This window comes from Prosthecobacter sp., assembly GCF_044226605.1.
In the GTDB taxonomy this organism is placed as follows: domain Bacteria; phylum Verrucomicrobiota; class Verrucomicrobiia; order Verrucomicrobiales; family Verrucomicrobiaceae; genus Prosthecobacter.
Genome location: NZ_JBGAGS010000007.1, coordinates 110221 through 124610, shown reverse-complemented (window position 1 = coordinate 124610; position 14390 = coordinate 110221). Strand labels below are relative to the sequence as shown.

Sequence of the window (14390 nt, the reverse complement as noted above, 5' to 3'; positions counted from 1 at the left end):
CTCTCCAATCGGAAAAGAAGGGCGGAAATTGAGCGATTCATAGCCACCCTAAAGGCGAGTTTCACACATGGATGTCGAGGAGTGCTGGGCATAGCGAAACCGGGTGTCCCTGCGGAGACCGAGAAGAAGATCACAAAGACCACCAGGAAGGCCCGGATGTGGGCAATAATCCAAATTTGACAAGGCCGCGCTTCCTCAAGCGGGCCGGTCGGCGAAGTGGGCGGTGGGCGATCCATATCTTAAACAGAAGAGAAGTTCCGGCCTGCGCGCGCGCCACGCTTGCCAAACCTGGGCTGCATTGTAGTCAGCCCTTTGGCAAAGATCACGTAAAGAATTTTAGGTGCCCACACCGTAAAATTCACATTTTTGAGAGACTCATTTTGAAACAATCTTGCCCATCCTCTTAGGATCAAACGTGGCCTAAGAGAGGCATTGCAATCGCTTCGGACGCAAGTCCTGGTGAATGCATCTGCTGGAAAGCTCGGCCATCTCTTCATCTCAATACTCTCAGTCTATGACCCCAATAATGACACAGGCCCCCAGCACCGTGTACGGGTAGGATTACCCAGTCCCCGCGCCACGGCCGGGCCCTGGGTGATTGCTTCCCCGGGCATTGCAGGGGGTATTGAGATGGTCACTTCTCCTTCAAGTCCACCACCCCGGCCTCGGTCTTTTCTCCTCGGACAAGGAGTTCCAGAAAGAAACGGGAGGGGCCGTCGCCATTGCGGCGGGCGTGGTCGGTTTGGGAGAAGAGGGCGCGGGCGGTCTGGGTGTCTCCAAGGTCAAAAGCAGCGAGCGCCCGGTGGTAAGTTTCCACCCAGGGTGGCACGCTTGTCAGGGATGCGGGTCCCAGAAGCTCATGCACCACGGTGATATCCCGACGCCCTTTGACTCGAAACTGGCCCACACAGCGGGTGCAAAACTCGCCCGCAAGTTGCTCATGCACAGACTCGCTGATCAAGATGCTGGTGCCGAGCGTTTTGTTCAGGCTCTCAAGGCGGGAGGCCAGGTTCACTGCGTCTCCGATAAGGGTGTAGTCCACATGGCGGGAGCTGCCGATGTTTCCAGCCACCACCTCGCCATAGTGAATGCCCACGCGTGTGCGCAGTTCCTCACCACCCACCATCAGCTTGGCGTTTTCAAACAGCTTCCATGCGGCGCGCACGGCCTTGATGGGCGCGTTGTCATCCGCAAACGGAACACCCCAGGCGGCAAAGATCGCATCGCCGATGAATTTGATGACGACGCCGTCGTGATCAAAGATATGGCCGGTGGTGCGCTCAAAGTAGCCGTTGAGATTTTCCACGATGCACTCGGGATCTCCCACGTTCTGGCACATGTCCGTAAACGATTCGATGTCGGTAAACATCATGGCCGCCCGCATCTTGTCCCCGCCCAGTTTGAGGTGGAAATCCTCTGTCGAGACACGCTCCAGCATCTTTGGGGAGACGTATTTCTCCAGCGCCTCGCGCAGCCTGCGCCGTTCCTCAGTCAGTTTCATGCGGAAAAAACGCTCCACATAGAAGTGCGCCGCGGTGCCCCACACCAGCGCCACCGGCAGCTGGGCAAACGCAGCCACGCTCCAGGGAAACCACACGCTGCCATAGTGCATTTCCAAGACTCCCACCACCATGAGCAGCACCATGCCCAGCACCGTCAGCACCAGGCCCGAAAGCGGTCGCACGCACGTGAGACCCGCTCCGACCAGAAGTGCCACTCCCAGCAGCAGAAGCACATCCGCTCCGCGGCTGCTGCGGGTCAGCCAGCTGCCATTGAGCAGATTTGCCAGGATGTTTGCCTGCACTTCCACGCCACTCATCAGCGGTACGTCTCCACGGCGGTCCAGCCGATGAAACGGAGTGGAAAACAAATCCTCCCCCATCTTCGGACTGACGATGCCTGCCGCGCCGCCGATGATGACCACTTTGTCCCGAAAGAAAGACGGCTCTGTACCATCCAGCACATTCCGAACGGTGACGGAAGGAATCGCAGATATGGCTCCTGTCTGTCCCGCGTGAGGCGGAGGTCCGGCGAAGTTGACCCACCGTGCGTCAAGGCGTTGTCCTTCGTTCAAAGGCGCGCCCAGCGCCACCGCTGTCTTCCACGTCACCGAGGCCTCATCCTGCGTGCCGGTGGAAAGTTCGCGCACGGTGAACTGATCGTCGTGCCGCAGCGCCACCAGGCCAAAATCATCCGCCGCGTCGAGCAGCAGGTCGGTGGGCGGAATGAGCTGCTCTCCCACCACGCCTTCCTGGCGGATTTGCTTGCGTCCGCAGGCCATCATGACGATCCCGTGGCGCGCGCCGGCGACAGGTTGATTATGGTCATCCACACCACGAAAGCGGCGGATCGCGGCGGCAAAGGCTTCATCCACTTTGGGGTCGTTCCATTTGCGGTCGAAGATGATGTCATACACCACGGCGCGTGCTCCTGCCTCCCGCAGCTTGTCCAGGAGCGGAGCCTGCACGCTGCGGTCCAGCAGGTCACCCTCCAGCTGGTCGAGGTACACGGTGCGCATGGCATCGGCGCCGGAGGCACGGTGAAAGACGAATGGCAGATCATAGCTGAGCACCACCAAGCCCGCCCCGGAGTTCAGGAAAAAGAGGCCTGCGGCGGCACAAAGAAGCACTCCCACCAATGCCGTGAAGATTCGCACACGGCGCTCCGAGTCCCAGATGAACGCGAGCCGCCGCTTTCCTCCAGAAACCGTCGTCCCGGCGCGCACTGAGGATGCCGCTGCTGCAGGAGAAGGCTGCGAAGAAGGCAGCGGTGCTTTTGTTTTTGCAGAGGCAGGGGCGGACGCCGGTGCAGGTGCAGGTGCCGCCGTCACCCGGGCCACCGGCACGGCTTCGGCGCTGCGTGCGGAGGTCCGTTGCATGACGGGCGCATAAGGCACCATGGAAATCAGCTCCAGATCATGCCGCATTTCGGCCGCGCTCTGGTAGCGTTCCGTCCGGTCCATCTTCATGGCCCGCTGGATGATCGCGTCAAAGCGCGGATCCAGGCCCGGCACCTGCGCCGTGGCTGTTTTAAAAGAGCCTCGTGGCATCCTGCCAGTCAGCATCTGGTAGAGCATCACGCCGAGCGCGTAGAGGTCCGCGCGGCCGTCCGCCTGCATGCCCAGCAGCGCCACTTCGGGTGCCAGGAAATCCGGCGTTCCCACCGCACAGCCCGTGCGAGTCAGCGCGCCCGTTTCCGCCTCGTGCATGCGTGCCAGGCCAAAGTCAGCCACCTTCACCTGTCCCTTTTGATTAATCAGCACGTTCGCCGGTTTGATGTCGCGATGCACGATGCCCAGATCGTGCGCGGCTTTGAGCGCATCGCACACATGCAGGGCGATGGTGCGCGCCTGATCCGGCTGCAGATGCGACTGCCTGGAGATCATCGCAGCCACGTCCGTGCCATCGACATACTCCATCACAAAAAAAAGCTGCCCGCCCGACGTCTCACCGGAATCAAACACCGCCACCACAGACGGGTGCACCAGCTTGGCCAGCATGCGCGCCTCGTTTTTAAAGCGCTCCGCATAGCTGGGATCTTTGGCGTGCACGCCCGGCGGCAGGATCTTGATGGCCACGGGACGGTCCAGGTTTCTCTGCACACCGCGATACACCGCGCCCATGCCTCCGCAGCCGAGCATTTTGTCGATGGCATAGCCCGGCATGAGCGCCTGAAGCTCTTCCACGGTGGGAGGCATCCAGGGCTGATGAGAGCGCGGAGGGGAAAAGGCGCCGCCTGCCACTTCTTCCATGTTCATGATGACCGTGGTGGCGGAGTTTTCACTGCTGCCGTTCTGCCGCGGGTGGGGAAGTTCGGATTCTTGCTCAGGAGAATGGGGGGCGCTCATTCGGAAATGTAAAAGGGCTGGCCGTTCAGTTTAGAAGCTCAGGCGAAACCGCACCACAAAGGTCCTCTGGCGTGCGATGTCGTAATAAGGGCTCAGCGGACTGAGCTGATAATTCTGGTCGGTGAGGTTGAGGCAGCCCACGCTGATCTCGCAAAGGTTTCGGTTGAAGCGATAACCGGCAAACAGATTGAACTGCACAAACTCATCGCCCCTGCGCGGCGCTGCCCCTGGAGCCAGCCCGCGGGGATCATCCCGCAGGCTCTGCTTGAAAAAATTTGCCTCCGCCCGGGAAAAAAGCCCCGCGGGTGAATTCCAGTTCACCGAAAAACCGAGCTCATGCAGCGTGGCCTTGTCGCGTACACTCGCACCCGGCGCACCAAATGCCACGAGGTCATTAAAAGTGGTGCGCAGCTCAGACTGCGTCACGCGATACGTTGTGCCCACGGCAAACTCACTGCCCACCAGCTGGTTCACCGTTGCCTGCATGGCCTGCTCCGAATACGCGAGGCTTTGGGAGGTGCCGCTGGCAAAATAAGCCGGACTGATGGGAAACACGCCGGAGTCATAACCCGTGAATGCGCCGATGGTGCGGTTCACATCCTGCTGAATGATATTTCCTGTTACACCCCACCAGGTGCGCTTCGGCAGTCTTCCCTCCAGGCTCAGGCCCCAGCTCTTGAAACGAGGTGTCTCCACGGAGCCTGCAAGAGATTCGGAAATGACCGTGCGATAGCTTTGATTGAACCCCGCAATCTGCACCGGCTCCAGCCGCACGCTCTCATCATACGTTACGCCGCCGAGGCCTTGCGTGTAGGCTCCGCGCACCTGAAACCAGGGAGAGGGGTTGAGGATCAGGCCTGCCTTGCCCGAGAGCCGCTCATCCCGGCGCTGTCTGTCGTTCACCGGCGGATTGCGGAAATTATCCGGGTGGTTGATGTGATCCCACGACACACCGCCGATCAAAGTAATCCACGGAGCCGGCCGCCAGAAATCGTAGGCATACACGCTGAGGCGCTCAAAGTCCGTGACACTGTGCTGGTCCACCGCGGGAGTGGCAAAGCCCCCGATGAATGTGGGGCGGATGATGGCCATGTTTGCGTCCGTGGTCACGGTTCCCGCCTGAACGCGTGCGCCAGCCAGCACCGTGTGCTTTTTCATCTGCTGGATGTGCTGCAGCTCCGCGGTGAAGATCTGCCATGAGCGGTGGGTCCAGAAGGTGAAAGGCGCTGTGGCCACACCCACCACATTGCCGCTGCCGATGTAGGGCGCGATGGCCTGCTGCAGAGCGGGAGCGTACACCTGCGAGACGCCGTCCAGCGCCACCGTGGCACTGCCGGCCAGCGCAGGATTGGTAAAAACATCAAAGCCGCCCACCGTGCTGATCAGGCCCGGATTCATCCCGGTGGTGTCGCGCTGAATCAGCAGCTGGTTGGACAGCGGATCAGACAGAGTCTGCCCGCCGTTCAACCACCCGGCCAGGAAGAGTGTGTTGGAGCCCGGTGCCCAGCGGTGATTCCACCCCGCCAGCAGCAAACCCGGCCGCTGGTCTTCCTTGAACGACATGAGGGGGGACAGCGGCTGGTTGTTGTACGTGTCAAAGGTATCCCCGTCACGCTGGGCCGCCCACTTGCCCTGAAAGTACAGAATGTCATCGGGCGTGGGCTGCCATTTGACCTGCCCGTAAAGCTCCTGGAGCGAGGCGTTGTTGTTAAACCGCGTGCCAGGTGCGTGCCGCAGATAATAGTCCAGGCCGTAGCTCACGTTCCCATGCGTGCCGAACACCGAGGCCGAGGTGCGGAACTCACCCGTACTGCGGTATTCATTGGCGATGCTGGCGCCGATGCCGTCAGACTCCAGCAGCTTCGAGTACTCCTGCTGGGACACATACTGGGAGAGCGGTCCTCCGCCCACGGGTGAAAACATGTTGGCGAGCAGCAGCTCGTTAAACCATGGCGTCTCATTGCGGAGCTGGATGCGCTTGGGATCGCGCATGGAGTTGAAGGCGTTGGCCAGAAAGAGATGCGCGGAGGCGTTGGTGTAGTCACTCTGCACCGCACGGGAGGCCTCCCGCAGCGCCACAGCGTTCATGCCGCTGTTCAGGTAGATCTTCGCCAGGTTGGCATTCCGCACTGCTCGGTCCTGATCGAGCAGAAACTGCGAGCGGTATACTCGTCGGTTGTCATTGAGCCGGATGGATTCATTGAGTTCTTCGATGGCCGTGTTCGTGCGGTTGTGAAGCTGGTTCTCGATGGCCGAATACAGCCACGGCGTCGGGTCTTTGGGATCCAGCTGCTTGGCCAGATCCAGATCCTTCACGGCCTCCGCCCGCCGCCCGTCCACGCTCATCGCTTTTCCCAGGTAGCTGTGAAACATGGACATCAGCGGCTCCACCGTGGTGGCGGTCTGGATGTCCGCGCGCCCGGCGCCCACCTCGCCCTGCTTGATCTTGGTCAGACCCAGGCCCAGCCAGCCATTCCCCAGCGCGCCATCCAAAGCCACAGCCTGCTGAAAGGCCTGCCGCGCTTCCGTAATGCGGCTGCGCGCGCTTAGCACAAAGCCATGCAGTGCATGAGCTTGCGCATTGCGCGGCGTGATCTGCAGCGCCTGCGTCAGGGACTTCTCCGCCTCCTTCGCAAGGCCAAACGAAAACTCCAGCTCTGCCAGCCGCACCAGGGCATAACCGTTCTGTGGAGAAAGCTCCGTGGCACGCCGTGCCGCGGCCAGCGCCGCCGGAAGCTGGAAGCGTGACTGCAGGTAATAGCTGTCTGCCAGCGCTTCGGAAGCCGTGGTCAGGCTGCTCATGGACCACGCAGGCTGCTCTTCAAATTTCACCGCGGCGATCACGCGCTCCAGTGCGCGCCGCATCGCGTTTGACCTCGGCACATCCGCCAGAAGTGGCCGCGCTTCATCCACGCGCCCCACTGCCAGGAGCAGCTGTGCCTGAAGGCAGCGTTCTGCGGCAGTCCGTTTTTCTCCCGCAGGCTGCAGCTCCAGCGCACGCAGCAGGTCCCCTTCATGATAGGCCCCGAGCGCCTTGCTGGACGCAGCGCCTGGCACATCCCCCTGGCCACCGCCGAGCGTGGCTTCAAGTTCGAGCGGGTCGAGCACCGCAGGGTAATATAAAGCCCACTGCAAAAGGGATGAGGCCTCCAGCTTCGCAGTGCGCACCGGCGCTTTTCCGGGCACCGCCTCCGCCGCCTGCCCCGCCTGAATGATGACGCTCCCCTGTGCATTGCTGATCTCGATGCTGCCCTCCAGCGCCTGGTAGAAGGTGCGCCCGCCTGCCTCCACCTTCACAAAAAGCTGCGTGCCGCGCAGTGCGCCGTTGGCAGCCGGAGTCTTGATGTCGATCTCGCCGCTCTGCTCGCGGCTGAAGATGAACAGCGCACCGCTTCCGAGATCCAGGCGGGGTTTGTTTCCCGACACCAGCTGCGGGGTGATTTCGATCGTGGTCAGCTGCTCCATGCGCAGCGTGTACAAATCGGTAAGCTTCACCGTGGCGCGGCTGCGCTGCCGCGTGCGGATGCGCTCGCTGACTGCCATCGCCTGGTTCACCTTGGCGGGCGCCCAGGCACCGCCCGTTTGGGACTGCGTCTGCACGATGTTTTCCAGCTCCAGGATCGTGGCCTCCTGCGCCGGTGAATGGAGTGACGCCGCCGCCCAGAAGGCTGCAAAACACGCGGCTGTTCGTCTCGTCGAGGAGGTCAAAAAAGATCTCATGGGTCGGGGAAAATTCTTCAGCAGCACATCAAGGCCCTGTGACGCGGATGCGGTAGAAGCCAGCTCCGGCGGGTGCGGCGGCGTCGGTCAAAGTCACGCTGCCATCTCCGCTGAGCGGACCCTGGGTGGCGACTGCGGTCCACGTGCCGGCTGCCATCGTGAGGCTGCGCTCCAGCACATAGGTGCGCCCGTTTTTGCCTGCTGCGGTCAGTGTAAAGCTCCCACCGTTCTTCACGCCGCTCTGCACCTTGAAAACATCGGTGGCGCTGGTGGGGTTCGTTCCCGCAGTGTACTCCGCCAGGTTGCTCATGCCATCGCCGTCGGGATCGGCGCCGTCAGCCGCGCTGCCCGTGCCGGTGCTGATGCCAAAGTAGGTCATGCGCCAGCTCTCCTGCGCGGAGAGCGCCGCGGCATAGGTGAAGGTCACGGTGCTGAGCTGGCCGCCCGTCACCGTCACATTCTGCGAAGCAGGAGCATCGTAACCGGCCACGGTGTTCAGCTGCAGCACATAGCTGCCTCCATTCAGTCCGCTCTTCTGCGCCCCGCTCACACGGTAGCTCGTCTCCGGGCTCAGCCGCCATCCGGCACCCGCGCTCACCGCACCCGCAGGCTGGATAATCACGCTCAAGGCTCCGGGATTGGACGTGGTGCCAAAGGTGGTGACGCTGGTGTGCGTGATGCCGCCACCCGTGTTGTTGCCGCCGCCGGCTCCGCTCGTTTCGGCACGGTTGAAGAGGTCGATCACCGCGCTGTCGATGGAGCGCACGACCGTTTGATTGGTGCCGCCAAGATAGATCGCCGCCGGGTACCAGGCCCCGCCTTGATATTGCACACAAAGCGGCCCGCCGGAGTTCCCGCCAAAGCTGTGAATGTCACTCGTGGTGAAGGTGCGGCCATAGGCTGCCGTCAGGCTGACATTGGCCGCAGGAGTGGCAAACATGCGGCCTTGATTAGCGCCGGTGATGCCATCCACCGGATAGCCCACCAGCATCTTCTGCGCATTGGAGAGCAGAAACTCATTCTGTGAATTGTCGCTGGCCAGCCAGCCGCCATAGCCGCCGCGACCTGCGTCTTCGAGAAAATACATCGCGGCCACGTCCAGCGTTTGGGAGAGCGGCGAGGAGGTGCCGGGTGTGTTCTCCAGCGTGCGCTGTGCGGCATAGCCGTCAAAAGTGTAGAACCCGCGAGGTATTTGCGGCGTGGGTTCATAGCTTCCCGCATCGTGCTGAAACAGCCACTGCAGTCCCTGCGCGGCGGAGAGCGTGCCGTCGTCCCACACCACATGCCCTGCGGTGGCCACCACGCGCGCCTTCACCACAAAGCCCGTGCTCACCCCCGCCGTGCTGCGGATCTGCCCCACATAGGCGTAGGGCTTGGTCTGGTCTGTTGAAACATTGGCAAAGGGCAGCACCGACGGCCCCGTGCCGACCAGTGAATCCGGCAGGAAATACGTGATCGTGGATATGGCGGACGTGCCTGCGCTGACGACCGCTTTTACCGGCGTGGGCGTGGCGCGTCCGGAGACGGGCTTGCACTCGATGGAGTAGCTGCCTGCGTTCAGTCCCGTCACCGTCACATTGCTGTCACGCCAGTGGCTGTCATCCTCGCCAAGAAAACGCCACTGCGCGCGCGTGGCCTGCGGCACGGTGCTGGCGGCGAGTTCGTCCGGCTTCAGCGTGACCATCAGGCTGCCACTGCCCGAAGTCGTGGTGGTGTAGTAGACCCGCGTGAGAGTGAGCGTGGGATCTCCGCTGACGGTGCTCACCGTTTCCTGCGGTGGATTGATGTAGCCCGGCACGGGGAGAAACTCGATGTCCCGGCTGCCCGTGGTAAGTCCCACCACGGTGGTGCCGGAGGTGCGCCACAGCGTCTCCCCGACAAAACGCCAGGCCGAGGTGAGGCCTGCCGGAGTAAGCGTGACGCTCAGCGCCCCCTGCGCTGCAGGTGCCGCCGAAGGAAACTGCTGCAGCAGGCCGGAGAGAATGGCGATCTGAAACGTACCCGTCGCACCCGTGGTGGTGCCACCCGAACTCACGGCACGCACGCGATAGGAATACGTGACGTCCTGCAGCAGATTGGTGAGGTCTGCAGTGACGGCGGTGGTTGTGTTTCCGCCGATGGTGCCCTGAGCGGCATTGACACTGAAGGGGTAGTTCACACCATCGGTGCCATAGTCAAAGAACACCTGCGTGCTGGTGCCGTTCGCATTGACCGTGCCGCTGATGCGCGTGCTCGTCGTCGTCAGCGCCGTGGCTCCGCCCGTGGTGACCTCGGGTGGCAGGAAATTGGTGGTGAAGGTGACGGTGCTGCCAGTGGTGGTGTTTGCACCCGGCGTGCCGTTGTCGTAATTGTTTTGGGCCACAAGCCGGAGCTGATAGGGCGTGCCGGGCTGCAATCCTGTGACGTCAAAAAACACGTTCTGCGGCTGGGTGCCGCTGCCTGCCCCCAGGCTCTGGCTGTTGGAGCCAAAGCCCGGCACGATGCCATACTCAAAGAACGCATTGGTGGAGCCGCCGTTGGGATTGACATTGCCCTGCAATCGGGCGCCCGTGGTCGTGATGCTGATGGCTCCGACAGCGCTCACTGTCGGCGGTGCGGTGGCGATACCGACTGTCGTGGTGGTAAATGCCACATCCGCTCCCGTGGCCGTGCCGCCGCTGTTGGTGGCGATGACACGGTAGTGAACGGTGGCACCAGCAGTGAGGCCGGTGATCAGCACCGTCACATTGACGGCGCTGGTTCCAGCCGTCAGAACCTGGGCGGTGGTGGTGCTACCATAGAAAGTATTCAGCCCGTACTCAAAGCTCACGGTGGTGCTTCTGCCATTCGGGTTCACCGTGGCGGACAGCATGGCCGTGGCGTTTGTAATGGCGGTGGGCGCGGTGGTGATGGCGACCGGCGGATCCTGGAGAGTGGTGAAGGTGGCATCTCCCCCTGTGACTGTGCCGCTGCTGTTGGTGGCGGTCACACGGAAATGATACGTGGTATTGGCCGCCAGTCCCGTCAGCGTCACGCCCACATTGGTGTCGGTGCTGCCACCCACCGTCCCCGGCACCGCGGCAACGCTGGAGCCATAGGCCGCTGTTGTGCCGTATTCAAAGGTCACGGAGACGCTGTTGAAATTCGCGTTCACCGTCCCGCTCAACGTTGCTCCCGTCATCGTCGGAGAAGAGGCCGTCAATGTCGTGGCGACGGGTGCCGTGGGCGGCAGCCCCACGATAGCCAGGCTGTGGCTGGCCAGGGAACCGCTGCGTCCCAGCATGAACCGCCCACCAGAAGGCAGTGAGGTGGTGGTCACCAGTCCCGGAGTTTTGCGCGTGGTCGTGTTGTTGTTGCCCAGTTCGCCTTCGCCATTCCAGCCCCAGGTGACCATGGTGCTGTCCGTGCACATGAGCTGGGTGTAGAGCCCGCCTGCAGAGATGGTGCTCACCGTCTTGCCCAGCAATACACCCGAAGGGCTGATGGTGATCGGCACATTGCTGTTGGTGGTGCTGTTGTTGCCCAGTTCCCCCTCGCCATTCCAGCCCCAGGTGGCCATGCTGGCATCTGAGCACTGCACCACACAGTGATCCGAGCCAGACGCGATGGCCGTGACTGTTTTGCCATTGAGCGCCCCCGTCATCGTCACCGCCACGGGCACCAGGCTGTCTGTGTTGCTGCCGTTGCCGAGCTGTCCCGCACTGTTGCCACCCCAGGCATGCACCGTCCCGTCTGCGCAAGCCACGAGGCTATGATAATTCCCCGCCGCCACGGCGATCACGCTGCGCCCCACCAGCACGCCTGCGGCGCTCACGGCCACTGGCACCAGACTCGTGGTGGTGCTGTTGTTGCCCAGTTCCCCCTCTCCATTGTAACCCCAGGCCACCACGGAGCCATCGGAGCACAGCGCCAGATTGTGCGCCGACCCGGCAGCTATAGCGACGACGGTCTTCCCCGCCAGCGCGCCCGCAGCACTCACCGCCACTGGCACGGGGCTGTCGGTGCTGCTGTTATTGCCCAGCTGCCCGAGGCTGTTATTCCCCCACGCCGCCATCGTACCATCCGAGCACAGCACCAAAGAATGCAGCTGCCCCGCCGCGACGGCGACAACTGTTTTTCCCGCCAGCGCTCCCGTTTGATTCACCGCCACCGGCACATTGCTCTGCGTCGTGCTGTTGTCTCCCAGCTGACCATAAGTGTCGTCTCCCCACGCCGCCAGCGTGCCATCTCCGCAGAGCGCCAGACTGTGGAAAGCCCCCGCTGCCACGGCCACGGTCGTCCTGCCAGAGAGCACCCCAGACGTGTTCACCACCGCAGGCACCAGACTGTTCGTGGTGCTATTGTTGCCGAGCTGACCGGTGGCATTCCAGCCCCAGCTCATGGGCGAGGTCGCCGCCCACTGCAGCACCAGGTCATTGCCCGTGCCACCGTAGTAGTTCGCCACAAAGTTGTACGTCACGCTGTTATACGTCAGCGCCACCGCCTGCCCCTGCGCCAGATTGCTGAAGGCCCCGTTGATGAAACCCAGCCCGGTATTCTTCACCACCATCAAGTTCGTCCCCGTCAGCGGTGCATAGTTCAGCGAAAAACTCACTGCCCCGCCCGTCGCCGTAAACCCATTCGTCGTCAGCGGCACATTTGTCGCCGCACTATAAGTGGCCACCAGCGGATTCGGTGCTAGACGCGTGACGACAATCGTGTACGTCTTGGTCGTCGTCCCATCCTGCGCCGTGACCACCGTGGTGATCGTATTCGCCCCATAGCCCAGACTGATGGCCCCGCTCGCACTGCCCGAGTTCACAGCGGTGCCATTGACCTTCACCGAGGCATTGGCCTGAGCAACCGTTGGCGTGACAGTGAGGCTGCTCAACGTATCGGCAACTGTGACCGTATAACTCGTCGTCCCGCTGGCAAAGGATGGGCTTAGCGTGCCGGTGCTTATCACAAGACCGGAGAGATTCGGATTATTGCTCAGCGTCGTGAACGTCCCCGTGCTGCTGTAACTGGTCCCTCCATCATTGGTCGCATAGGCAGCATAGCTGTATGCCGTTCCAGGAGTGAGTCCGATGGCATTCACCGTGAACACCCCGGTAGTGCCGCTGCCGAGAATGTTTGCCACTCCCAGGCCACCGATTCTAGGATTGCCATTCGTCGCCGTTGGCGCACAAACCACGCCGCGCGCGCTGATTGTCGCGCCTCCGTCGCTGGTGACACTACCCCCAAGCGTGGCACTGGTTCCAGTCAGCGACGCACTGGTAGGCGTAGTTACAGTGGGCAGAGAGGCGGTGGTAAAGGTTCCGAAACTACTATAACTGGTTCCTTCGCTGTTGGTGGCGTAGGCCGCATACGTGTAGGGTGTGTTCGGGGTTAGTCCACTGACACCCGCCGTGAAGGTGCCTAGTCCTCCTGCAACTGCCACGGTCATGACCCCTGTGCCACCTAGCTGCGGGGCCCCATTCGTTCCTGTCGGTGAATAGACAACTCCGCGGGCGCTGATGGTTGTGAAACCGGTGCTCGTCACCCAGCCACCCAGCGTAGCGCTGACACCGCTGACAGATGTGCTGGTTGGTGTAGTAACCGAAGGGAGGGAAGTGCGAGAAACAGCAACGGTATAAGTCTTTGTGGTCGTGCCATCCTGCGCGGTCACCACGATAGTAAGCGTGTTCGAGCCAACGACCAGAGAAACAGGCCCGCTGGCAGTGCCAGAGGCCACAGTTGTACCATTGACTTTCACACTTGCGTTGGCCTGTGTGGTGATGGGTGTCACCATTACTGACGTCGTTGCATTGCTGACGGTGGCCGTGTAGCTGAGGGTTCCCGAGGCAAAAACCGGACTCAGCGTGCCCGAACTCAAGGCAAGGCCAGACAAGGTGGCATCAGTGCTCAATGTGGAGAAGGTGCCCGTCGCGCTGTAGCTGGTGCCTTCGATGTTGGTGGCATAAGCAGCGTACGTATAGCTCGTTCCGGGCGTGAGACCTGTCACATTCACACCGAAGGTTCCTGAGCCAGAAGTATGGGTCTTGTTTGTCACACCGGCTCCACCGATCTGCGGACTGCTGTTGATCGCAGTAGGCGCATAAACGACCCCACGCATGCTGATCGACGCGCCCCCGTCACTTGACGCGTTCCCGCCAAGCGTTGCACTGGTTGTGGTGATCGATGCGCTGGTTGGTGAAACAACTGTGGGAACCGTCGTGCGCGTCACAGTTACCTTGTAAGTTTTTGTTGTGACAGCATCCTGCCCGGTCACATCAATTGTGATCAGATTGGCTCCTACAACAAGGTTGATCGGACCACTGGAAGCACCGGATACCACAGGCACACCATTGACCTTTGCATTCGCATTTCCCATTGTCACAGAAGGCGTGACTGTGATGGCAGTTGTCGCATTGCTCACACTTGCCGTGTAAGTTGTTGTCGCGCTGGAGAATGCCGGAATTAGCGATCCGGCGTTGAGATTGAGCGCTGACAGATCAAGCGTTCCACCGTTTAGATTGGCCTGGACGACGAAGGGCGAAGGAGTGGCTCCCGCAAAATTGAAGTCTCCACCTAAAAACAAGTGACCAGATCCATCTGCAACCATGGCGTTAATCGTGTTCCCCCCCCCTTTGAGAGTACTGGATCCAAGCGCCAACCAAGATGTCCCGTTCCATTTCATCAAATTGCCCGCGCCCGTATTGTACCCACCAGCATATAGATCGCTGCCTATGACAACCAAAGAACGCACATTAGTAGGAGTGTAAGTTGTCCCACCGACGGAAAGCCATGTGCTGCCATTCCACTGTGCTATGCTATACACTGTGACTCCGCCTGCATCTGAAAATCCGCCACCAACGAATAGGTT

The 14390-nt window shown here is 61.4% G+C and carries 3 protein-coding genes and 1 pseudogene; all 4 read right to left on the bottom strand.

What is annotated here, in order from left to right; all coding sequences use genetic code 11:
* Positions 1–634: 634 nt before the first annotated feature.
* Entirely contained in the window at positions 635–3847 is a 3213-nt protein-coding gene (locus ACILSO_RS11170) for a protein kinase domain-containing protein (protein ID WP_395737482.1), read from the bottom strand.
* Between the two features lie 30 nt (positions 3848–3877).
* Positions 3878–7567 (bottom strand): tetratricopeptide repeat protein, encoded by a 3690-nt coding sequence (locus tag ACILSO_RS11165; RefSeq protein ID WP_395737481.1) that lies wholly within the window; start codon positions 7565–7567, stop codon positions 3878–3880.
* A gap of 28 nt (positions 7568–7595) precedes the next feature.
* Entirely contained in the window at positions 7596–13640 is a 6045-nt protein-coding gene (locus ACILSO_RS11160) for a cadherin-like beta sandwich domain-containing protein (protein WP_395737657.1), read from the bottom strand.
* Between the two features lie 114 nt (positions 13641–13754).
* Positions 13755–14129 (bottom strand): annotated as a pseudogene (locus ACILSO_RS11155) (cadherin-like beta sandwich domain-containing protein); the annotation flags it as partial.
* Between the last annotated feature and the right edge of the window lie 261 nt (positions 14130–14390).

Coding starts and splice junctions, on each gene's coding strand:
- ACILSO_RS11165 (WP_395737481.1), bottom strand. CDS start 7,567: ATGAGATCTTTTTTGACCTCCTCGACGAGACGAACAGCCGCGTGTTTT.
- ACILSO_RS11170 (WP_395737482.1), bottom strand. CDS start 3,847: ATGAGCGCCCCCCATTCTCCTGAGCAAGAATCCGAACTTCCCCACCCG.
- ACILSO_RS11160 (WP_395737657.1), bottom strand. CDS start 13,640: ATGCGTGGGGTCGTTTATGCGCCTACTGCGATCAACAGCAGTCCGCAG.